The 22,433-nt window shown below is 32.6% G+C and carries 20 protein-coding genes; 4 read left to right on the top strand and 16 right to left on the bottom strand.

The annotated features are described in order from the left end of the window. Positions 1 to 150 precede the first annotated feature (150 nt). The 5 genes from EYD46_RS13680 to EYD46_RS13660 are packed head-to-tail and all read right to left on the bottom strand — an operon-like array spanning position 151 to position 7,231. Positions 151 to 3,690, bottom strand: a complete 3,540-nt coding sequence (locus EYD46_RS13680) for an efflux RND transporter permease subunit (protein WP_130937738.1) — start codon at positions 3,688 to 3,690, stop codon at positions 151 to 153. Between the two features lie 13 nt (positions 3,691 to 3,703). Next, positions 3,704 to 4,087 (bottom strand): four helix bundle protein, encoded by a 384-nt coding sequence (locus EYD46_RS13675; protein ID WP_130937737.1) that lies wholly within the window; start codon positions 4,085 to 4,087, stop codon positions 3,704 to 3,706. A 27-nt stretch (positions 4,088 to 4,114) separates the two neighbouring features. After that, on the bottom strand, positions 4,115 to 5,287 hold the full coding sequence (locus EYD46_RS13670) for an efflux RND transporter periplasmic adaptor subunit (protein ID WP_130937736.1): 1,173 nt from the start codon (positions 5,285 to 5,287) through the stop codon (positions 4,115 to 4,117). A gap of 14 nt (positions 5,288 to 5,301) precedes the next feature. Continuing rightward, a complete protein-coding gene (locus EYD46_RS13665) occupies positions 5,302 to 6,624 on the bottom strand; it encodes a TolC family protein (RefSeq protein WP_130937735.1) in 1,323 nt (440 codons plus the stop codon). Between the two features lies 1 nt (position 6,625). Continuing rightward, on the bottom strand, positions 6,626 to 7,231 hold the full coding sequence (locus EYD46_RS13660) for a TetR/AcrR family transcriptional regulator (protein ID WP_130937734.1): 606 nt from the start codon (positions 7,229 to 7,231) through the stop codon (positions 6,626 to 6,628). A gap of 200 nt (positions 7,232 to 7,431) precedes the next feature. On the opposite strand from EYD46_RS13660, the gene EYD46_RS13655 reads away from it, so the two are divergent. Both EYD46_RS13655 and EYD46_RS13650 read left to right on the top strand, forming a co-directional pair. Continuing rightward, positions 7,432 to 8,406, top strand: a complete 975-nt coding sequence (locus tag EYD46_RS13655; protein ID WP_130937733.1) for a polyprenyl synthetase family protein — start codon at positions 7,432 to 7,434, stop codon at positions 8,404 to 8,406. Beyond that, a complete protein-coding gene (locus EYD46_RS13650; protein ID WP_130937732.1) occupies positions 8,406 to 8,756 on the top strand; it encodes a hypothetical protein in 351 nt (116 codons plus the stop codon). Before EYD46_RS13655 ends, EYD46_RS13650 begins: the two co-directional genes overlap by 1 nt. Here EYD46_RS13650 and EYD46_RS13645 read toward each other — a convergent pair. The 3 genes from EYD46_RS13645 to EYD46_RS13635 form a co-directional block, all read right to left on the bottom strand. Further along, the gene (locus EYD46_RS13645; RefSeq protein ID WP_130937731.1) at positions 8,753 to 9,271 is read right to left on the bottom strand and encodes an alpha-ketoglutarate decarboxylase; all 519 of its coding nucleotides are present in this window, start codon (positions 9,269 to 9,271) and stop codon (positions 8,753 to 8,755) included. The two genes, EYD46_RS13650 and EYD46_RS13645, sit on opposite strands and share 4 nt — an antisense overlap. 252 nt (positions 9,272 to 9,523) lie before the next feature. After that, on the bottom strand, positions 9,524 to 11,125 hold the full coding sequence (locus EYD46_RS13640) for an OmpA family protein (protein ID WP_130937730.1): 1,602 nt from the start codon (positions 11,123 to 11,125) through the stop codon (positions 9,524 to 9,526). A 135-nt stretch (positions 11,126 to 11,260) separates the two neighbouring features. Next, positions 11,261 to 12,775 carry a GH3 auxin-responsive promoter family protein gene (locus tag EYD46_RS13635; protein WP_130937729.1) on the bottom strand — a complete coding sequence of 505 codons (1,515 nt, stop codon included), beginning with the start codon at positions 12,773 to 12,775 and terminating at the stop codon, positions 11,261 to 11,263. Positions 12,776 to 12,819: 44 nt separating this feature from the next. On the opposite strand from EYD46_RS13635, the gene EYD46_RS13630 reads away from it, so the two are divergent. Further along, a complete protein-coding gene (locus tag EYD46_RS13630; protein ID WP_130937728.1) occupies positions 12,820 to 13,614 on the top strand; it encodes a DUF2797 domain-containing protein in 795 nt (264 codons plus the stop codon). A 31-nt stretch (positions 13,615 to 13,645) separates the two neighbouring features. Here the strand turns inward: EYD46_RS13630 and EYD46_RS13625 are convergent, their stop codons facing one another. From EYD46_RS13625 to EYD46_RS13590, 8 genes are all read right to left on the bottom strand, one after another. After that, positions 13,646 to 14,269: a LysE family transporter gene (locus EYD46_RS13625; RefSeq protein WP_130937727.1), complete on the bottom strand. Its 624-nt coding sequence runs from the start codon at positions 14,267 to 14,269 to the stop codon at positions 13,646 to 13,648. Positions 14,270 to 14,361: 92 nt separating this feature from the next. Then, a complete protein-coding gene (rpsU, locus tag EYD46_RS13620; protein WP_092574029.1) occupies positions 14,362 to 14,556 on the bottom strand; it encodes a 30S ribosomal protein S21 in 195 nt (64 codons plus the stop codon). Between the two features lie 140 nt (positions 14,557 to 14,696). Continuing rightward, positions 14,697 to 15,521: a thymidylate synthase gene (locus tag EYD46_RS13615; RefSeq protein WP_130937726.1), complete on the bottom strand. Its 825-nt coding sequence runs from the start codon at positions 15,519 to 15,521 to the stop codon at positions 14,697 to 14,699. Positions 15,522 to 15,731: 210 nt separating this feature from the next. Beyond that, positions 15,732 to 17,072 carry a deoxyguanosinetriphosphate triphosphohydrolase gene (locus tag EYD46_RS13610; RefSeq protein ID WP_130937725.1) on the bottom strand — a complete coding sequence of 447 codons (1,341 nt, stop codon included), beginning with the start codon at positions 17,070 to 17,072 and terminating at the stop codon, positions 15,732 to 15,734. 139 nt (positions 17,073 to 17,211) lie between these two features. Continuing rightward, the gene (locus EYD46_RS13605) at positions 17,212 to 18,741 is read right to left on the bottom strand and encodes a NupC/NupG family nucleoside CNT transporter (RefSeq protein ID WP_130937724.1); all 1,530 of its coding nucleotides are present in this window, start codon (positions 18,739 to 18,741) and stop codon (positions 17,212 to 17,214) included. A gap of 8 nt (positions 18,742 to 18,749) precedes the next feature. Continuing rightward, complete coding sequence (locus EYD46_RS13600) at positions 18,750 to 19,367, bottom strand: bifunctional nuclease family protein (RefSeq protein WP_130937723.1); 618 nt, start codon at positions 19,365 to 19,367, stop codon at positions 18,750 to 18,752. 121 nt (positions 19,368 to 19,488) lie between these two features. Further along, positions 19,489 to 20,445, bottom strand: a complete 957-nt coding sequence (locus EYD46_RS13595; protein ID WP_130937722.1) for an electron transfer flavoprotein subunit alpha/FixB family protein — start codon at positions 20,443 to 20,445, stop codon at positions 19,489 to 19,491. Between the two features lie 77 nt (positions 20,446 to 20,522). Continuing rightward, positions 20,523 to 21,269 (bottom strand): electron transfer flavoprotein subunit beta/FixA family protein, encoded by a 747-nt coding sequence (locus tag EYD46_RS13590; RefSeq protein ID WP_130937721.1) that lies wholly within the window; start codon positions 21,267 to 21,269, stop codon positions 20,523 to 20,525. Positions 21,270 to 21,424: 155 nt separating this feature from the next. Here EYD46_RS13590 and EYD46_RS13585 point away from each other — a divergent pair, with 155 nt between their 5' ends. Further along, on the top strand, positions 21,425 to 22,402 hold the full coding sequence (locus EYD46_RS13585) for a pyruvate dehydrogenase complex E1 component subunit beta (protein ID WP_130937720.1): 978 nt from the start codon (positions 21,425 to 21,427) through the stop codon (positions 22,400 to 22,402). The last annotated feature ends 31 nt before the right edge of the window (positions 22,403 to 22,433 follow it).

Here is a 22,433-nt window from a genome sequence, read left to right as displayed (position 1 = left end):
GATTATACATGTATTTGAGGATTGAATTTACTTTTCATATAATGGGATTCTGAAACAAGTATACAATGGCACATAAAAACGAAAAGAGCCACATGTTTTATTGTGGCTCCTTCCTGCTATTAATTGAATTAGTCAGACAATTAAAAATCTTTATGCATTTTCAATTCGTTTGTCCATATTAAAAACCTCTTGTTGATTATCTACTAAACTTACTTTAGCAGTTCGGTTTTTATATAGCCACATTTTAAATTTAGTAACTAAATAGAAAAGGATAGGTACTACAATTAACGTTAAGAAGGTAGCTACAAACAATCCATAAATAACGGTCCACGCTAATGGTCCCCAGAAAATTACATTATCTCCACCTATATAAATATTGGCATCAAATTCACTAAACAACGTAAAGAAGTTGATATTAATTCCCCATGCTAATGGTATTAAACCTAAAATAGTTGTAATGGCTGTTAATAGTACAGGGCGTAAACGTGCTTTTCCGCCTTTCACAATAGCCTCAATTAAATCATCTGTTTGTAAATAGTGTTCATCGTCTAAATCTAATTTCACCTTTTTTCTATCTATAAGTAATTGTGTATAATCGAGTAGTACCACACCATTGTTTACAACGATACCTGCAAGCGAAATAATTCCCATCATGGTCATCATGATTACAAATGCACTACCCGTAATCACTATTCCTCCAAAAACACCTATTAAACTCAGGAAAATAGCCAGCATAATGATACCTGGTTTTGAAACTGAGTTAAACTGGAAAATTAAAATGAAAAATATTAAGCCTAAACCAATAAAAAATGCACTCATTAAAAATGCCATTTGTTTTTCTTGTTCTTCTATTTGTCCTGTATAGTCTACTTTTACACTGTCAGGTTTCTCAGTAAATGACTTCATTTCATTCTGAATTTGAGAAACGATAGCCCTAGCATCAGTAAACCCAGGTGCTAATGCAGAATACAATGTTACTACACGTTTTACATCTCTGTGTTTTATAGCACTAAATCCAGAATTATTATTTTGTTTAGCAACTGTGGAAACAGGAATTTCTTTAATTTGTCCTGTTGCCATGTCTCTAAACGTAATTTTCTGATTAAAAATGGCACTGGTATTGTATCTGTTTTCCTCGTTAAAACGTACATAGATGTCGTAATCCTCCCCATCTTTTTTGTAGATACCAGCCTTCGCACCGAAAATAGAATTACGCAATTGTTGCCCCACTTGTCCCGCGGTAACACCAAGCTCTCCCGCTTTTTTACGATCTACCAAAACCTGCATTGATGGTTTAGATTTATTTACATCAATTTTTAATTCATCTATACCTTGAATATTTTTAGTATTGATAAAGTCGCGCATTTTTTCTGCTGTAGCAATTAATTCTCCATAATCGTTCCCTTCTAATTCTAGGTTGATAGGGTAGCCTGCAGGTGGTCCAACAGCATCTTTCTCTACTGAAATGGCGACACCCGGATAGATGCCTTGTAAATCTTCCTGTACTTTCTTCAATAAAACATTGCTATCAGCGCCATCCCTAAATTTATACTCACGCATGGTAGCCGTAATTTTTCCTCTATGCGGCATTTCTGCTGCCGAACCACCATCAGTTTGAGGATTCCCAGCACCTTCACCAACTTGAGATACAGCACTTTCTGTAAGGAAATTAAAATCTCCTTTCATGTAGGCTTCCTCGTTAATTATTTTGTAAACGCGCTCTTCTATATCCTTTGTGATAGCGTTAGTTTTTTCAATATCAGTACCTTCGGGATATTCAATATATACTATAATTTGGTTTGGTGTATTATCTGGAAAGAATTCTACTTTGGTTCTCTGACTTCCAACTGAAGCACCAAACCCCATAAAAGCGATAAATAATAATACGACTGTGCCAATCGCTATAAATCCAGGTTTTCTACCACTGAGGGCACCACGTAATACTTTTTCGTAAAAGCGTTCCCATTTTGGTAAGATTCTATTTTGAAAGCCATTTGCCCATGAACGCAAGAATAAACGATACATCCAAAGTAAAATAACTACAACTATCATTAGCGTACCTAATCCTCTATAGCTTCCTCCAAAAATTGTTATTAATAAGCCAATACCACCAACAATTGCTGATATTTTTATGATATTTTGAATTGGCATATCTTTATCTTCGGTGGTCATGTATTGAGATACCAATACAGAATTAAAAAAGATAGCAACAAATAGTGATGAACCTAAAACTACTGAAAGCGTAATTGGGAAATATATCATGAATTGTCCCATAACCCCAGGCCATAGACCAAGTGGAATAAATGCTGCAACCGTAGTTGCTGTAGAAATTATAATAGGAAAGGCAATCTCTCCAATCCCTTTTTTGGCAGCTTCAATACGGCTCATGCCTTCTTCACTCATTAAACGATATACATTTTCAACTACAACAATACCATTATCCACTAACATCCCCAGTCCCATGATTAATCCGAAAAGAATCATAGTATTCATAGTATAACCCAGCATATTCAAAATCATTAAAGACATGAACATAGACATGGGAATAGCAAATCCAACAAATAATGCGTTTTTAAATCCTAAAAAGAACATTAATACCGTTACTACGAGTATGATACCGAAGATAATATTGTTTACCAAATCGTCTACTTGGCCAATAGTTTTAGATGATTGATCATTTGCAATGGTGATTTCTAAATCTGGAGGAAATACATTTTCAATGGCATCGTCAACTATTACCTGTATTTGTTCAGCTGCAGCTACCATGTTTTTACCAGCGCGTTTTTTTACATCTAGCATTACTACAGGATGTCCAAATTCTCGGGCATAGGTAGTTTTATCTTCATCTTTAAAACTTACGTTTGCAACATCACGCAGATAAATAGGGTTGCCTTTTTCAGACTTTACCACAAAATTTTCAAGTTCATTTGGGTTTTCGATCTCTCCAATAATTCTTATGGTACGACGTTGTCCACTGGTAATTAAATTTCCGGCAGACATCGTCATGTTTTCTCTACTAATTGTATTTATAATATCATCAAAGCTCACTTGAGCAGCCATCATTTTGTATATGTCTACAGCTACTTCAACTTCTTTTTCTTGAGCACCTCTAATATCTACTTGTTTTATTTCTTCTAGGCTCTCAATTTCGTCTTCAAGATACTCTCCAAATTCTTTTAACTTGTCTACAGGATAATCTCCAGATATATTAATGTTTAGAATTGGAATTTCTTCAGACATGCTTAAATCGAATACATTAGGTTCTACTTTAGCACCATTAAATGTTGGCCAATCTTCGCCTGAAGTTTCAGAATCTACTTCATCTTTTACTTTTTGTTTTGCAGCTTCAACAGTAATACTTTCATCAAATTCAACAATCACTATGGAATAGTCTTCTTGTGAGGTTGATGTAATTTCTACAACATTACTTACCGTTTTAAGTTTGTCCTCAATAGGGTCAGTAATTAGTTTTTCAATATCTTCTGCGGTATTCCCAGGATAAACAGAACTAATATAAATTTTAGTTTCTTTAATTTCAGGAAAGTTCTCTCTAGGCATACTAAAGTAAGCGCCTGTACCAAGTATCAAAATCAAAGTGATTAAGACATACATGGTAGTTTTATTATTAATAGCCCAAGAGGATAAAGGAAACTCCTTATCCACTTTTTTATTTTTATTATTTTTTGTCATGAGTCTGTAGTCTTTAGTTGTTAGTTCTAGAGTCGTTAGACTTTAGATATTTTTGTAAGCTAGATGTCATCTTAGATAACTCCTCAAGTTTCACTCTATTAGAGTAATCCTCATCTTTATCTAAATAATCTAATCTTTTTGCTATCGTAGAGCATACCACGCATTCTTTTATTGATCCAGATGCGATATTTAAATACCTATTAAATTGAGCGTTAGTGTCTCCTGCACCTTCGGCTATATTTAATGCTATGGAAATTGAAGCTCTTTTGAATTGAGAGCTTAAAGCATAATTTTCAATTTTAGGAAAATTTTTAGTCATTTTATAGGTGTCGTCAACAAAGTCTAAAGCTTTTTGATATACTTTCAAATCTTCAAAGTTGAACTTAATCTGTTTCATTATTTTACTATTTCTAAAGACTAATTACTACTGACTATCAACTAATATTTTAACATCTTGCCCTTCTTTTACGCTTCGCGCACCTTCTTCAATAATTTCATCGCCATTACTGATCCCTGAAAGCACCTCGATATCGTCGCCTTGTGTTTTTCCAGTAGTGATGATTGCTCTTTTGGCTTTTGCTTTTTCACCTGATTTATCTGAAAGGGTATACACATATTGTTCGCCTTCAGCATTTTCAGAAATAATACTTTGCGGAATTAAAATGGCTTTTTCATTAGTGTAATCATTAATCTTCAGTTTAGCAGTGAGATTAGGTTTTATAGAAATGTCCTTTTTAGGAAGCGCAATTTCAACTTTAAAAGTTCGGTTCGCAGGATTAATAAAGTTACCAGCTTGACGTACTTTAGCATCAACATTTTTTCCTAATACAGGGAAATTGACTTTTACCTCTTTACCAGGACTGATACTTGAAACATAACGTTCAGGAACATCAGTTTCAATATACATGTCATCTAAGTTTACAATTCTAAATAGTTGAGATTGTCCCGGTGATACAACATTACCTTGTTCTGTAATTACATCGTCAATAGTTCCTGAAAATGGTGCACGAACAATAGTTTTACCAACTTGTTGTTGTAATTGATTTACCATTTCCTTTTGCGCTTCGTAATTAGATTTTGCTTGTAGAAATTGAATTTCACTTCCAATTTTTTCATTCCATAAACGTTCTTGTCTTTCAAAAGTAGTTTTTGCTAAATCAGCCTGAATTTTTATTTGAGCTAATTGCTGACTTAAACCGCCATCATCAATTTTTGCAAGTGTTTGTCCTTTACGTACCTTTTGTCCTTCACGAACATAAACCTTAGAGAGTACGCCACCGTATTCTGCAGTAATTACTACGTTTTGTTTAGTACTCACATTACCTTGTAGCTCAGCAAAGTGGTTAAATAGTTGTTCCTCTGCTTTAAACGTTGTAACTAATGGAATTTTTTCTTGAGGATCTAAAGTTTTAATTTCTTTTTCAAGTAATTTAAGTTGTGCAGAAATGTCCTGAACTTGAGCATCTAACTCTGTTTTTTTCTGTCTTATTTGTGCTAAATCTTTAGAAGCAATTATATCTTCTACAGATTTGTTTTTATCCCCTCCACAGGAGGTTATAATCAGGGCTGCTAATACTAGTGGATATATATATTTCATTTTGATTGATTTTTTTAGTTATTGATAGTATTTAATACGGTATCTAATTCAGCTTTTTTGTTAATAACATTAAGCATTGCTTGAAGAAATTCTTGTTGAGATGTGTAAAGCTGGGTTTGAGCTTGTCTTAAATCAAAACTAGAAGAAATGCCTTCATAAAACTTTGTTTGATTCTTTTTCTCTATACGTTCAGCAAGGTTTAAATTTTGTTTTTTGTTGTTGTAATCTTCAATAGAAAATTTATAATCACTTTTAGCAGAAGCTATTTGTAATCTAAGTTTTTGAGTAGTTTCGTTTAACTCTTCTTTAGACTTTTCTAAATTTATTTTAGCACGTTGTGTTGCCGCACTTCTTTTACCTGAACTAAATAATGGAATGTTAAGACTCGCATTTAAAGTAGCTGTACCAATCCAACGATTTTGAAAATCTAGAAAATCAAATGCATTTCTATTTGCTATATACGATCCATTTAATGAAGCATTAAGTGTTGGTAAAGCTTTACTTTTTTCCAGTTTAACTAGTAATTCTTTAGATTTTTTATCGTTTTGAGCAATTTTATAATCTATGTTATTACCAATATCAAAACTGGAATCTAAAGCATTTAAAGCGATATTTTGAGTGGTAAGTAACTCTAAAGAATCCGTAAGTTTTGTTTCGCTATTAATATCTGTTCCTATAGTAATATTAAACATCTGATAGGCTAAATCTTTTAGTCTACTAGTATTGTTTAGATTATTTTCAACACCAGATAATGTTATTTGTAGCTGTTCTACACTTTCTTCTTCGCCTAAACCATTTTCATAGATTTTAGTGGTTTCATGTAGATTGTTTTTTAAAACCTCAATATTCCGTTCTAAAATTTTTATACTCTCTTCAGCTAATAGCACATTGCCATACGCATTGATAACGGCTTTTCTTATTTCTAAATCTGTTTTTTCTTTTGCATTTTTAGAAATTTCTAAAAAGACTTTGGCAGATTGTAAACCTACAAGATAAGAGCCATCGAAAATCATTTGAGAAATATTAGCTCCAGCAATCATTGAGTGTTTTGCACCAAAATCTGGTACACCATCCATGTCAAAATCTATGGCTTCAAATTGCTGTTTTATTTGATTTTGATAGTCAATACTAGCGTTTACCTGAGGAAGACCAATAGTAGTAGTTTCCCATTTTTGTTTTTTTGCGGCTTCAACATCGCGTTGCGCATTTTTAGCACTTCTATTGTTTTCAAGAGCATAGTCTATGGCTTCTTGTAAAGAAAAACGCATTAGTTTCTCTTGCGCATTTAGAGCGCATAAGAATAGAAAACTAAAGTATAGAATTAGTTTGTGTTTCATTTTATGATTGATTAGAATTGATGTGATTGTTTAATATTTCTAGGCCTTTAGGAGTACAAATACCACGTAAGTGATACTCCAGGTAATTTGTCATTAGCATTGGCATTGAGAATTTGTCCTTTGGGAATAACTCATCATCTTTTATTACCATCATACCACTAAAATAAATTCTGGAAATAAAATCTACATGAATATCCGCTCTGTACAAACCAAGAGCAACACCTCTGTTTAAATTGTCGATTACGCAATCTTGCATAACGCAAAACTTTTTTTCTTTTAAATTTTTAAATATTGTAGGATAATACTTTTGCAATTGATACTCAGGAGACGATTTTTCGTTTTTTAAGTGTTTCATTACAAACTGTTTGATGCTGTATATTTCCTCAATAGGGTTTTTTTCTAAGGCACAAATGTGATTTATCCCTTCAGAAATAAAATGGAATAAATTTAAAGTTGAAGCTTCTACCAATTTTGTTTTATTATCAAAATGCTGATAAATAGTTTTTTTAGACATACCAAGTTTATTGGCAATATCATCCATGGTTACACTTTTAAAACCATAGTTTAAAAATAAATCAGTAGCTCCTAATAAAATCTTTTCTCTCATAATCGAGTGCAAATATACTATAGGAAACTTTAGAAACAATAAAAGTTTCCTAAGTTTTAATGTTTTTTTAACATCAATTTTACCCTAAAACGTTTTCGTTCATACTTAAAGGGACATTATTTTGAGTTTTTTAGGATTTTCTTATTCTAACTTTTTAAAATAGCTTTTTCCAATAGGATGAATTACTTTATTTTTGTTTGATGCTTTCTATAGAAAAATACCAGAACGAATTTATTGATTACCTAAAGGCATATTCAATTGAGAAAGAGCCTAAAAATTTATACGAACCTATTGACTATATTTTAAGTTTAGGAGGTAAGCGTTTAAGACCCGTACTTACTTTAATGACTACAGATATTTTTAATGGAAATTATAAAAAAGCTTTAGATGCCGCTTTAAGTATAGAGGTGTTTCATAACTTTTCGTTAGTTCATGACGACATTATGGATGATGCTCCATTAAGACGAGGACAACAAACAGTTCATGAAAAATGGGATGTTAATACAGGAATTCTTTCAGGAGACGCAATGTTGATTATGGCGTATCAATTATTTGAAAATTATAAACCTAAAATTTTTAGAGCTTTAGCTGAATTGTTTAGTAAAACCGCATTGGAGGTTTGTGAAGGACAACAATATGATGTTGATTTTGAAACGAGAAACAACGTCACTATCCCTGAGTATTTAAAAATGATTGAATATAAGACAGCAGTCTTAGTTGGAGCAGCAATGAAAATGGGAGCTATTGTAGCAGATGCTTCAGATGAAGATCAACATCATATTTATGAATTCGGAAGGAATTTAGGGATTGCGTTTCAATTACAAGACGATTATTTAGATGCTTTTGGTGATCCGAAAACTTTTGGAAAACAAGTAGGAGGGGATATTATTGAGAATAAAAAAACCTATTTGTATTTGAAGGCTTTAGAATTCTCTACCCAAGAAACCAATGCTAAATTAGAAGCATTATTTTCTTCAAATCCTGAAGACCCATCAGCAAAAGTTGAAGAAGCTAAAGCTATCTTTTTGGATTCTGGTGCAGCAGATAGTACAAAGCAAGCCATAGAGGTTTATACAGCAAAGGCTTTTTTGGGTTTAGAATCGTTAGATATTTCGGAAGAAAAGAAAACCCTATTGAAGGTTTTTGGAACTAAACTGATGAATAGAACAGTATAATGCAGCTCCCTCTTAATTTTGAAGGCTTAATAGAAGAAGCTAATAAAGCAAACCTCTATAAAAGGTTGGTGCAGCAATTAAATAAGGATTTTCTACTTGCAAATATTGATTTAGATTTTCATGAAGATGTTTTGCCTTCTAGTTTAAAGTTAATTTTACATGAAACGGTTTATAAATTGATTCAAGAAAAATTTTCAGAATATTTAAATCTACTCTACATTATCGATGTGTCAGAACATCAAGTGAAGGCTTTGGACGGTAATGATGTTTTAAAACTTTCTGAAGACGTTTCGTTTTTAATTTTAAAGCGCGAATGGCAGAAAGTTTGGTTTAAGCACAAATATTCTTAAAAGAAAAACCTAATAAAAGGTACCCAAGGGTCTATATAAATACTTTTTTCACTATCGTGTAATACATTATATCTTACACCAACAATAACGTTACCACTTCGGTAACCAGCTCCAAGAAATAAAGCAGGAGACCAATATTTATCATCATCAGCATTAACTTTGATATCATATCTTCTACTTACGTTAAGTTGTTCAAACTCTCCAGAAAGTTGAATTTCTGGTAGTATATTGTAAAGACCTATTACACTTCCTCCCAAAACGGTGGTTTTAAAAACATCTTTTTGATTATTGAATGTAGCATTCAATCCAATACCTAGTGCAACTTGACTATTAAATTCGTAGATAGCACTTGGTGCAATGGTAGCTCCAAAAAAACCATTACCAAAGTTTAAACCCAATCCTCCACCATACCTAACGTTTTTCCAAAATTCGTTTTGTGCTTCTTGTGCCTTGCTTTGTTGAGTACCAACAAGCAAGAATACAGATATTAATAGTGTAGTTTTAAAAACAGACATGTTCTTTTTTCACTAAAGATAATAGAATTTTAAATAAAAAAACCACGCTTAAAAAGCGTGGTATATTTTTAAATGGATGTTTAATTAATATATAATGTTTTTAACTTGTGTCTCGATTTCGGAATCAAAAATATATTTACTTGAAGTTTTCGACAAACATATATAACCACTTTTAGATGATGCGACAAATAACTCGTTAAAACTCTAAAAGTTTATGCATTTTATCTATTCATCGATGTTTATTAGAAAATTTTAATCTAAAATTATGAATTCAACACGCCTATTTTCTTGTAATTCATCAGACGTACATTTCGATTTACAATCTATTTTAGGTTGTGTTTCGCCAAAACCTTTAAACTCTAACCTGTTTTTGGAAATACCATTTTTTATCAAAAATTTGACAGCAGAGGCAGCACGTTTATTTGATAGATTCATATTGTAGTTTTCTCTACCTTTATTATCGGTATGTGCGTTTATTGATAATCTCATTTCAGGACGTTCCGTTAATACCTCAACAATTTTGTTTAATGAAATATGAGATTCTTCCTTTAAACTCCATTTTGCTGAATCAAAATAGATGTTTTCAATGACTATAGCTAACTTATCATCTACCTTTTCAATTACAGGAGGTGTAGTTTCTAGTTCTAGAGTTTTATTATAGCTAGTAGGCATACCTTCGCTAGCTGTAAAGTCGAAAGTTTTATTTATATACCCGTCTTTTTTAGTACTTATAGTATAGACTTCAAAAGGTAAAACACCAAAGTTATAGGCGCCATTATTATCGGTTAATTGTTTTGCTACTTCATTGCCATCTTCATCTTTTAATACAACTATTGTATTTGGTAAGTGTATTTTAGATTCAGAATGCACAACAAATCCTTCTAAATTTTGCTTTACTTCTTCATTAGTAGCAACATACATGTCGTAGCTACCTTTACCATTGGGTCTATTAGAGGATAAGTAACCTTTATTTCTTTCAGCTAGAAAATAAGCAACTTCATCAAATGATGTATTCAAAGTGTTTCCCATATTTCTTGGGGCTTTAACACCTTTTTCTAAAATTCTACTTACAAAAACATCGTATCCACCAAGATTGTTATGACCTTTAGATGAGAAATATAAATACACACCATCTAAAGATAAAGATGGATATTTTTCATCAAAAGGCGTATTAACATTAGGTCCCAGGTTTTTAGGAGCGCCTAATGAGCCATCAGCATTTATATCGGATACATATAAATCATACCCACCATAAGAATCGTTCATGTTAGATGAAAAATAGAGTTTATCTCCTTTTGGATTAACAAAAGGGTTTTCAATAGAAATATTAGCTTTATTAATAGATAATTCTTCCTGATTAATCCAATTACCATGAGAATCTTCTTCTAAATCAGCTCTGTATAGTTTGTATTGTAATGAATTTTCTTTGTTACTTCTAGTGAAGTATACTGTTTTTTCATCAGGAGTAAATGTTAACTGATCTTCACTATTATTAGTATTTAAAATTCTGGAGAAAAGAAGTGGACTTGATAAATCTCCATCTTCTTTGATATCTAAACAAAATAGGTCTTTATATGCCTCATTTGTATTTGGATCTATTTTAGCGAGTGCTCCAATTTTTTTGGAAGAGACCATAATTAGTTTATTCAAGAAAAAACCAGAACCAAACTCTGAAAATTTTGAGTTTACACCAGCGTTAAGTAAACTAAATTTATAGCCGTTAGCACCAATATTTGAAGATAAAGCGGTTATTTCATTATTATCAACATCATTTTCAGCAATAAAACTTGAAGTGTCCTGACTGAAAGCAAAAACAAAAGAAAATAAAAACAATATAAAAACATTAATTTTCATAATGTTGAGGGGTTTAATGGTTAATTGAATTTAAAAGTATTATGAAAAGTAGTATTGAGAAATTTTTTTGGACAAATCGTATGTTAAAATCGTTAACCTATTGAATTATAGTGTTTTCTGAAGATTAGTTTGAGTTTAAGTGTTTAATTTTAGCAATTCATCAAGATAATCTCTAGTATTTGATAACCTTGGTACTTTATGTTGTCCTCCTAATTTATTGTTTTGTTTTAGCCAATCATGAAAGAGTTGAGGTCTAGCTATATTGATAGTGGGTTTATTTAATGTAATATTATTATATCGTTTAGCTTCATAATCAGAGTTTAATGATTTTAGTGCATTATCAAATAACTCATTAAAATAATGAATATCCTTTGGAAGTGTTTTAAACTCAATTAACCATTCGTGAGCACCTTTATCCTTTCCTTTCATAAAAATTGGAGCAGCAGTAAAATCTACAATTTCTGCTTTTGTGCGTTTGCATACTTTTTTCAATGCAGTTTCAGCATTTTCAATTATTAATTCCTCTCCAAAAACATTGATATGGTGTTTGGTTCTTCCAGAGATTTTAATACGATAAGGGTTTAAGGACGTAAACCTTACCGTGTCACCAACTTTATAACGCCACAATCCTGCATTGGTGGTTATAATTACAGCATAGTTTTTATTTAGTTTTACTTCACTCAAAGGAATGGCTTTTTCTTCTGAAGTAGCATATACCTCCATAGGAACAAACTCATAAAAAATTCCATAATCTAGCATTAGCAATAATTCGTCAGAATTATTTTGATCTTGAATAGCAAAGAAACCTTCCGAAGCATTGTAGATTTCATAATACTTAAACTGCTTATTTGGTAATATCTTTTTGTACTGATCTTTATAAGGTACAAAGCTTACGCCTCCATGAAAATAAACCTCTAAATTTGGCCATACATCAAGTAAACTTTGTTTTTCGGTGGTCTCTAAGACGTTGTTTAAAAGAACTAGCATCCATGAAGGTACACCAGCAAGACTCGTAACATTTTCGTTTATGGTTTCATCAACAATAGCTTGCATTTTATGTTCCCAATCGCTCATTAAAGATACTTTACTGCTTGGCGTACTGCTAAATTCTGCCCAAAATGGCATGTTATCAATTAAAATAGCTGATAAGTCGCCAAATACAGTACCGTTTTCTTTATACAACTCTTTACTACCTCCTAGTCTTAAACTTTTACCTGTAAATAATTGTGAGCCTTCGTTATTGTTTAAGTACATACACAGCAAATCCTTACTAGCTGCATAATGACAATCTTCTAGAGATTCTTGGCTCACTGGGATAAATTTACTTTTTGCTCGTGTAGTACCGCTAGACTTAGCAAACCACTTAATAGGTGTTGGCCAAAACAAATTATTGTCTCCTTTTCTAGAACGCTCAATAGTATCTTGCCAACCATCATAATTTTTAATAGGAACGCGTTCGGCAAAGGTTTTATAATTTTTAATGGATGAAAAATCATATTGCTTGCCAATTTCGGTGTTTTTAGCAAAATTTAGTAAGCTCAAAAGTAATTCCTCTTGTACTTCATTAGGGTATTTTAAAAACAATTCAATTTGATGAAATCGCTTCTTTAGAAACCAGGATGCAATGGAATTAACTAAGGGAATTGGCATATTTATGCTATCTTTAAGATTTTAAAAATAATACTTTTTTTTATATGACCTACCAAGGTGTTTTAAGAAAAATGGAGACTGAATTTGCGAGTCCAATTCAATATTATTTAGTGTTTGAAAACGATTTTATTAACATAAATCAGCTACTAAATAAACGTATTAAAATGCAATTTGTAAAGTATCAATGCTTGAATTGCGGGTTAGATAGACCCATTTATAGACAAGGTTTTGATAAGCAATGTTTTTATGAAGTACCTCAAGCAGCAGATTGGATAATGCGTCCTGAATTAAGTAAGGCGCATTTGGGTATTGAAGATCGCGATTTAGAATTTGAAAAGAAAACACAACTACAACCCCATATAGTATACCTAGCAAATTCAAGCAATGTAAAAGTTGGAGTAACTAGAAAGAATCAAGTGCCAACCCGTTGGATAGATCAAGGCGCACATGAGGCTATAGAAATAGTTGAGGTGCCTAATCGTTATTTGGCAGGAATTACTGAAGTGGCTTTGAAAGACCACGTAGCAGATAAAACAAATTGGCGAACCATGCTGAAGAACGAAATTACGGATGAAAATTTGGTAGAATGGAGGGAGCGTTTAAAATCCTTTATTCCAGAGGAGGCAAAAGATTATTTTATAGAAAATAATTCTGAAACCAGCTTGGAGTTTCCAGTACATAAATACCCAGAAAAACCAAAAAGTTTGAATATTAAAAAAGAACTTTCTTATGAGGGAAAGTTAGTTGGCATAAAAGGGCAATATCTAATTTTCGAAGATGATACTGTTTTTAATATAAGAGCTAATGAAGGGTTAGTTTTGGATATATCAGTTTTTTAAAGTTCTTAAAAACTTTTTGGAGGTAAAAAGGTTATAAAACATAAAGATTAATGCTCTGTATTAGAGCAATGAAAATAAGTAATATACCAGTTACTTTATTGATAATTAGGGAAATGTTACTAATTCTATTTTTAATAATAATACTTAGTTTACTATAACCGTAAAGTGTAAGCAATTTTCCTAAATATACCCCAAGAAAGAATAAAAATAAGATAGAGAATGAAGACTGAAGCGATAGCATGAAGTCGCTATTATTCAATACACCAAAAGCAATAATCCAAAATATTAATACAGGTGGATTTAAAACTCCCAAAACAAAGCCCATCATGTATTTTGACTGTGTTATTTTTAGTTTTTTGGGTTTACTTTCTGTTTGTTTTTTAAAAAACAAGTATGAGCCAATAATGAATAGCAATACAACAATAGTGGTTTGTAACCATACATTTCTATCAAAGAAGCCTCGTATAGTTTCGTTACAATCTAATGCATAATAGGATAGTAAAACTTCTGCAATTCCAGCAGTAATGGCAATTTTAAATGCTTGTTTAGCATTTTCTTTTAACGTAATGTTTATTACAGCAATATTTGAAGCTCCAAGTGGTAATGCACTTAGTATGGAGGTTAAAATCCCTATGATTAGATATAGAATTATCATAGAAACTTTGTAGCTTAAAAGTTTAAAAGCTTACAAATAAAAAATCCCACTTACTTTAGTAAGTGGGATTTGTATTATTTTGAAGGAAAGATTTATATATCTTCCTGATCTCTTAAATTTTGGATATAAGCCGCTTTTTGGATTTCACGACGTCTCTTCACTGAAGGTTTAGTAAAATATTGGTTTTCTCTCAAGTTTTGCATTACTTGAATATTTCTATGCTTACGCTTGTAACGTTTTAAAGCGCGTTCAATATTTTCACCGTCTTTTACAATAATCTTTAACATACTTGTAATCTATTTTTTGTTCTATGCTTTTTCTAAAGGGTTGCAAAGTTGAGATTTTTAATTATGAAAACCTAATTTATAACGCTTTAGTTTTACCTGTTCTAATTTTATTGCAAGAACTACGTGTAATATAGTAAAAATTAAACTGCCACAGCTCCTTTAATATGTGGATGGGGGTCATAGTCTACCAGTGTAAAGTCCTCAAAATTAAAATCGAAAATATCTTTAATTTCAGGATTAAGTATCATTTTTGGTAATGGACGAATATCACGAGATAATTGCAATTCTAATTGATCGTAGTGATTGCTGTAGATATGAGCATCACCAAAGGTATGTATGAAATCTCCAGCTTCATAGCCACAAACTTGTGCCATCATCATTGTAAATAGGGCATAAGATGCAATATTAAACGGAACACCTAAAAAGATATCTGCGCTACGTTGGTATAATTGACAAGATAATTTCCCATTTGCTACATAAAACTGAAAAAAGGCATGACATGGAGGAAGTGCAGCTTTTCCATTAGCAACATTTTCAGCAAAACTTTTAGAAGTGTCAGGCAATACAGATGGATTCCATGCAGAAACAAGCATACGTCTGCTGTTTGGATTGTTTTTTAATGTTTGTATTACTTCCTTTATTTGGTCAATTTCATCACTATTCCAATTACGCCATTGGTGTCCGTAAACAGGCCCTAAGTCTCCATTTTCGTCAGCCCATTCATTCCATATACGTACACCGTTTTCAGTAAGGTAATTAATGTTAGTATCGCCTTTTAAAAACCACAATAATTCGTAAATAATAGATTTAAGATGTAATTTTTTGGTGGTAACCATAGGGAAACCTTCGCTTAAGTCAAAACGCATTTGGTACCCAAATACACTTTTGGTTCCTGTACCCGTACGGTCTCCTTTTTCATTTCCGTTGTCTAAAACGTGTCTTACTAAATCGTGATATTGCTTCATGTTTACCATCCGCCTTAGCGGAACGAACTTTTAAGTTATACATCTGTTTTAAGATAAAAACAGCAACTACGAATTTAAAGAAAAAGAGAAGTATATGTCAGTTTTCAAACCCGAGAAATATCAAAAGTTATTAACTGGTTAGCTTTTATAATTTTAATGTTATTTAAGCTAAACTTCTTTGTACAATTGAGGTTACCATAATATTGATATTTAAAAAGTAACACCTTCAATTTTTTTAAAGTTTTGGATGGCTTTACTGTCCGAAAGTAAAGATATATAGTGACAGACAGAGAGTAGACGTTGGTAGAGATTTTTATTACTGAAATTTATGGTTTTGGGGAGCCGTTGCAGAATAAGCTCATCATAATTAGAAGCTACGCCATTAAAACTGTTATTTACAGCATTAGTGTATACTGTGAGAAGCTTATTGATGATTTGATACCCAGCAATTTCTTTGTCGATAACTTCTTCAGATTGATAAATATTTTCAATACTAATTTTGATGATGTCATTTATTTGTGCTTCAAATTTACTTTTATCAAGTAAAGCACTATCAAAGGAACCATCCAGAATAGCGTCTTCATTTTTCATAAAAATATCTACAGCATCATTGATAAGTGCACCAATAGCTAAAGCACGCAGATAGCCAACACGATCCTCTTTATTAGATAGGGCATAATAGTTTTCTGGTTTAATGTTATCTCGTATAACTTTAGAGAGGTATTCTAAAGCATATTCCTCTGGAATAAGACCTAGGTTAATACCGTCTTCAAAATCAATAATAGTGTAACAAATATCATCTGCAGCTTCTACTAAATACGCTAGTGGATGCCTAGAAAAACTAAGATGTTTATCACTTCTTTTTATAAGTCCTAATTCGTTGGCTACATCAGCAAAAGCTTGCTTTTCGGATTGAAACACACCATATTTTTTATCTGCTATGTGTTTTGTTGGTTTTTTAGGTAGAGATTCCTTGGGGTATTTAGTAAATGCTCCTAATGTAGCGTAACTTAAACGGAGCCCGCCTTCACGTCCAGCTCTACTTTGAGTAAGAATTTTAAACCCGTTCGCATTCCCCTCAAAATCACATAGGTCTTGGTACTCTTTGTCGGTTAACTGGTCTTTGTATTTTTTACCAGTACCAGTTTTAAAAAACTCCCCTATAGACTTTTCACCAGAGTGCCCAAAGGGTGGATTTCCAATATCATGAGCTAGGGCAGCAGTAGCTACAATAGCTCCAAAATCGTTAGCTTGATAGCCATGTGTTTTTTGTAATTGCGGATGCTTTTTTAATACTTTTTGGCCTACTTGCCTGCCTAGAGAACGTCCTACTACACTTACTTCTAAACTATGAGTTAATCGGGTATGAACAAAATCGGTTTTAGACAAAGGGATAACCTGTGTCTTATCTTGTAAACTTCTAAATTCTTGAGAAAAAATAATACGATCATAATCTACCTCGAATCCCAAGCGGGTTTCGTCTTGTTCTAGTCGTAATCTTTTATTAGTGTCGCCAAAGCGTTTTAAAGAGAGGAGTTGTTCCCAATTCATAGTAAAAATAAATAATGAAGCAAGATACTAAAGAATTTGGTTTAACAAACTCGTTTTTTTGTTTAATGAGATTGACTTAATAGCGGTATAAAAATCTAAAAATAATTGGTTTATTTAGAATAATTTGAAGGTATGAATTTTAACCAATAATCATTCCTGCGATAGTGGCTGAAATTAGAGACGCTATGGTGCCACCAATTAGAGCTTTAATGCCAAATTTAGATAAGGTTTTTCGTTGTCCTGGGGCTAATGATCCGATGCCTCCTATTTGAATACCTATTGATGCAAAATTAGCAAACCCGCATAGCATGTAAGTTGCCATAACTATGGATTTTTGATAATTTAAATGCAAAGGGTTAGATATGTTTTTAAGTTCAACCAGTTGCATGTATCCAACAAATTCACTGGCTGCTAGCTTTATACCTATAAGTTGCCCCATCATCATAGTATCTTCTTTGGCAACGCCTATTAACCACATTAATGGAGCAAAAATTGTTCCCAATATTGCTTCTAATGAAAGACTGCTATATGGACTATTATTAGCCACCCATTCATTGATACCATAAATAGATCCTAATTTAAGCAATCCGTAGTTTATCATAGCTATAAACGCTACAAAAACTAATAGCATGGCTGCAACATTAACAGCTAACTTTAAACCTTCTGTTGTACCATTGGCAATAGCATCTAGGATATTTGAACCTATTTTTTCATTACTAACTTTAACATCAGTATTTACTAGTTCAGTTTGAGGATAAAGTATTTTAGAAATTACTATAGCTCCTGGTGCTGCCATAACAGATGCGGCTAATAAATGGCTGGCAAAAAACTCTCTTAGCGCTATATCATCCCCACTTAAAAATTGGATATAAACGGCCAAAACTCCACCAGCAACTGTTGCCATACCGCCTACCATGACTAATAAAATCTCTGACTTATTCATTTTTTCTAAATAAGCTTTAATCATTAGTGGTGCTTCTGTTTGTCCCAAGAAAATATTTCCAGCTACACTTAAACTTTCAGCGCCTGATATACCCAATATTTTTGTGAGTAACCAAGCTAAAGCTTTAACTACTTTTTGAATTATACCTAAGTAAAATAAGACAGATGTGAGTGCTGAAAAGAATATAATTGTTGGCAAAATTGCAACGGCAAAATTCATTAAGGGGCTTTCAATTTCTCCCGAGCCAAATGAGCTAAATAAGAATTTTGTTCCAGCTTCTGTAAAGGTTAAAACTTTATTGAAAGCTTTTCCTAAATATTTAAAAATAGCCTTAACAAAAGGTACTTTTAAAATTAAAATAGCAAGTACTAATTGCGATGACAAACCAATTATTACGGTTTTCCAATTTATTGCTTTTTTGTTACTGCTAAATAAGTAAGCTATAAAAATTAAGGATAGCATTCCTAAAATACCACGCCAAAAACTATTAAAAGAAAAACCTTCACTTGGAATAATGGCAGTGTTTTTCGTATTAGAAACAGTTGTTTTTATGTTTTTTTGAGACGCAGATGTGGTATCAGCAATAAGTAAAGTGTTGGTTTTGCTTTCTACCTCATTTGAAACTTCAGTATTAGTAGTTTCTAAAGCATTCAGATTATCTTGAGCGAATAATGGCGTACTGAACAGATACAATATGAAAACAATACCACATAAAAATTGCTTCATAAAAAAGTTTAGCGTTTAGAAATTTCATCTCTAATACTCGCAGCCTTTTCGTAATCTTCATTAGAAACGGCTTCTTCTAAAAGTTGATGCAACTCTTCCAAAGATTTTGATGAATAGTCTTCTTTAGATACTGCAGGCTCTAATTCTCCTGCTAAAATATCATCAACTAATACACTATCTTCGTTTTCGTCTTCATCTTCTTTTTTGGTGTCTACTTTTAGATAAATACCTGCTTTATCTAATATATTTTTATATGTAAAAATAGGAGCATCAAAACGTAAGGCCAATGCAATGGCATCACTAGTTCTTGCATCGATAATCTCTTCAATCTTGTCACGTTCGCAAATTAAACTAGAATAAAAAACACCATCAACTAATTTATGAATGATAACTTGCTTTACTACAATATCAAACCTATCAGCAAAATTTTTAAATAAATCGTGAGTTAAAGGTCTTGGAGGACGTATTTCCTTTTCTAAGGCAATAGCTATAGATTGCGCTTCAAAAGCACCAATTACGATGGGTAGTTTTCTGTCACCCTCAATTTCATTCAATATTAAGGCATAAGCGCCGTTTTGGGTTTGGCTGTACGATATCCCTTTTATATTCAATCTTACTAAACTCATATCTTCATTTAAAACGCAAAGAACTGCTTAAATTAGAACTTTACCAACTGTAAAAACAGTTTTTGGCATGAAATGCTAATTTAAGCAGTTCTAGAGTACTGTACAATTTATGAAAAATAAATTATTGAGCTTTAAATGCTTTTAACTTTTCGATGAGTTGAGGTACCACTTCAAAAGCATCTCCTACAACACCATAATCTGCAGCTTTAAAGAAAGGTGCTTCAGGGTCGGTATTAACTACTACTTTAACTTTAGAAGCATTAATTCCAGCTAAATGCTGAATGGCTCCTGAAATTCCAATAGCAATATATAGGTTTGATGCTACAGGTTTACCCGTTTGTCCAACATGTTCACTGTGAGGGCGCCATCCTAAATCAGAAACTGGTTTAGAACAGGCCGTTGCTGCACCTAAAACATCGGCTAACTCTTCAACCATTCCCCAATTTTCAGGGCCTTTTAAACCTCTTCCTGCAGAGACTACAATTTCGGCATCTGCAATCGTTACTTTATCTGTAGCTTTATCAATAGATTCTACTTTTACACCAGATTCTGAGATTGAAGGCGAAAAATCTTCTGTATTTGCACTACCACTATTTTCAACGAGCCCGAATGAATTATTAGAAACACCAATAATTTTTACGTCCGATTTTATTTCGGTAACCTCAAATGCCTTGTTAGTAAATGCTGAGCGTTTTACTGTAAAAGGACTTGTGCTTAATGGTGCTGCAACAACATTAGAAGTATAACCCGCATTAAGCTGAATGGCTAAAATTGGTGCTAAATATTTACTGTCTGCACTAGAACTTAAAATAACAGCCTGAGCATTTTCAGTTTGCGCTGCCGCACTTAAAACACTAGCATAGGATTTAGCACTAAAGTTGTCTAATGCTGAATTTGATACTTTTAATACTTTATTTACACCATAATTTTCCAATGCTGAGGTTTCTTCAGTATTAATTGTTACTGCAGTTACTGTTGTTCCCAATTGGTCAGCAACAGCCTTTGCATAAGAAGCTACTTCAAGAGCAGCTTTCTTAAATTTATTTTGTTCTGATTCTGTATATACTAAAACTGACATAATTCTTTAATATTTCTAATTAAAAATTACAAATTCTAAATTGATATCATTAGAATTTGATCCTTTGTATTTAGGCTTTATATAACCTTAGCTTCGTTATGAAGTAGATCTACAAGCTCATCTAAATTATCTGGAGATACTAATTTAACAGCACCTTTAGCTGCAGGTTTCTCAAAAGAAACAGAAGTTGTTCCAGCACTAGCATCAACAGGTTCAGCTACTGTTAAAGGTTTTTTACGTGCCATCATAATACCTCTCATGTTAGGGATTTTAAGATCGCTCTCTTCTACTAATCCTTTTTGTCCGCCAATTACTAAAGGAAAAGATGTAGATACAGTTTCTTTACCACCATCTATTTCACGTGTAGCTGTTGCAGATGTGCCTTCAACTTCTAAACCTATACAATTGTTAACAAAATTAGCTCCTGTTATTTCAGCTAACATACCAGGTACCATACCACCGTTGTAGTCTATAGATTCTCTTCCTGCAATTACTAAATCGTAGCCACCATCTTCTACTACTTTTGCCAATTGTTTTGCAACCGATAAACCATCGGTAGCTATTGTATTTACTCTTATTGCTGCATCTGCACCAATGGCTAGAGCTTTACGTAGTGTAGGTTCGGTTTCAGAACTACCAACATTTACAACGGTTACATTAGCACCTTGTTTTTCCTTAAACCACATGGCTCTAGTTAATCCAAATTCATCATTTGGGTTAATTACATATTGTACACCATTTGTGTCAAATTTTGTATCCCCATCAGTGAAATTAATCTTTGATGTGGTGTCTGGAACATGACTTATACAAACTAATATTTTCATAAATCTATCTATATTAAATGTCTTTTTTTTTCGCAGCTACGAAGTTAGGTATTTTATTTGAAAAATACTATGCATGCATAGTAAATTTTTGAATAAATATTTTACTCAGGTAAGTCGTAATTACTATTTTTGCAACTCGATTTAAAAGCAAGTAAATGAAGACAATTCAGTTTAGAGAAGCGATTTGTGAAGCGATGAGTGAAGAAATGCGCAGAGATGAAAGCGTATATTTAATGGGAGAGGAAGTAGCAGAATATAATGGTGCATACAAAGCATCAAAAGGGATGTTGGATGAATTTGGAGATAAGCGTGTTATTGATACACCTATTGCAGAACTTGGTTTTGCGGGTATCGCTGTAGGATCTACCATGACAGGAAACAGGCCAATTGTAGAATATATGACGTTTAACTTCTCTTTAGTTGGGATTGATCAAATTATAAATAATGCGGCGAAAATCAGACAGATGTCTGGAGGGCAGTTTAAATGTCCTATTGTATTTCGTGGGCCTACGGCTTCTGCCGGTCAATTAGGAGCAACACATTCACAAGCCTTTGAAAATTGGTTTGCAAATACGCCTGGATTAAAAGTGGTAGTGCCATCTAACCCTTATGATGCAAAAGGATTATTAAAAGCAGCTATTCGTGATGATGATCCAGTTATCTTTATGGAAAGTGAGCAGATGTATGGAGATAAAGGCGAAGTGCCTGAAGGTGAGTATATTTTGCCAATAGGTGTTGCAGATATTAAAAGAAAAGGAGATGATATTACTATAGTTTCTTTTGGAAAAATTATTAAGGAAGCTTATAAAGCGGCTGATGAATTAGAGAAAGAAGGTATTTCGTGTGAGATTATAGATTTGCGTACTGTTCGTCCAATGGATAGAAAGGCGATTGTAGAATCCGTAAAGAAAACTAATAGATTAGTTGTTTTAGAAGAAGCATGGCCTTTTGGAAATGTTGCTACTGAAATTACTTATTTAGTGCAAAGTGAAGCATTCGATTATTTGGATGCACCAGTTGTAAAAATTAATACAGCAGATACACCTGCACCTTATTCTCCAGTATTACTAAAAGAATGGTTGCCAAATCATGAAGATGTGATTAAGGCTGTTAAAAAAGTGATGTACAAATAAAATAGTACTTTTTACGTTATATAAACTTCAT

It is taken from the genome of Hyunsoonleella pacifica, assembly GCF_004310335.1.
GTDB lineage: Bacteria > Bacteroidota > Bacteroidia > Flavobacteriales > Flavobacteriaceae > Jejuia > Jejuia pacifica.
Note: the sequence above shows the minus strand (reverse complement) of the source record. Positions and strands in the feature narration are given on the sequence as shown.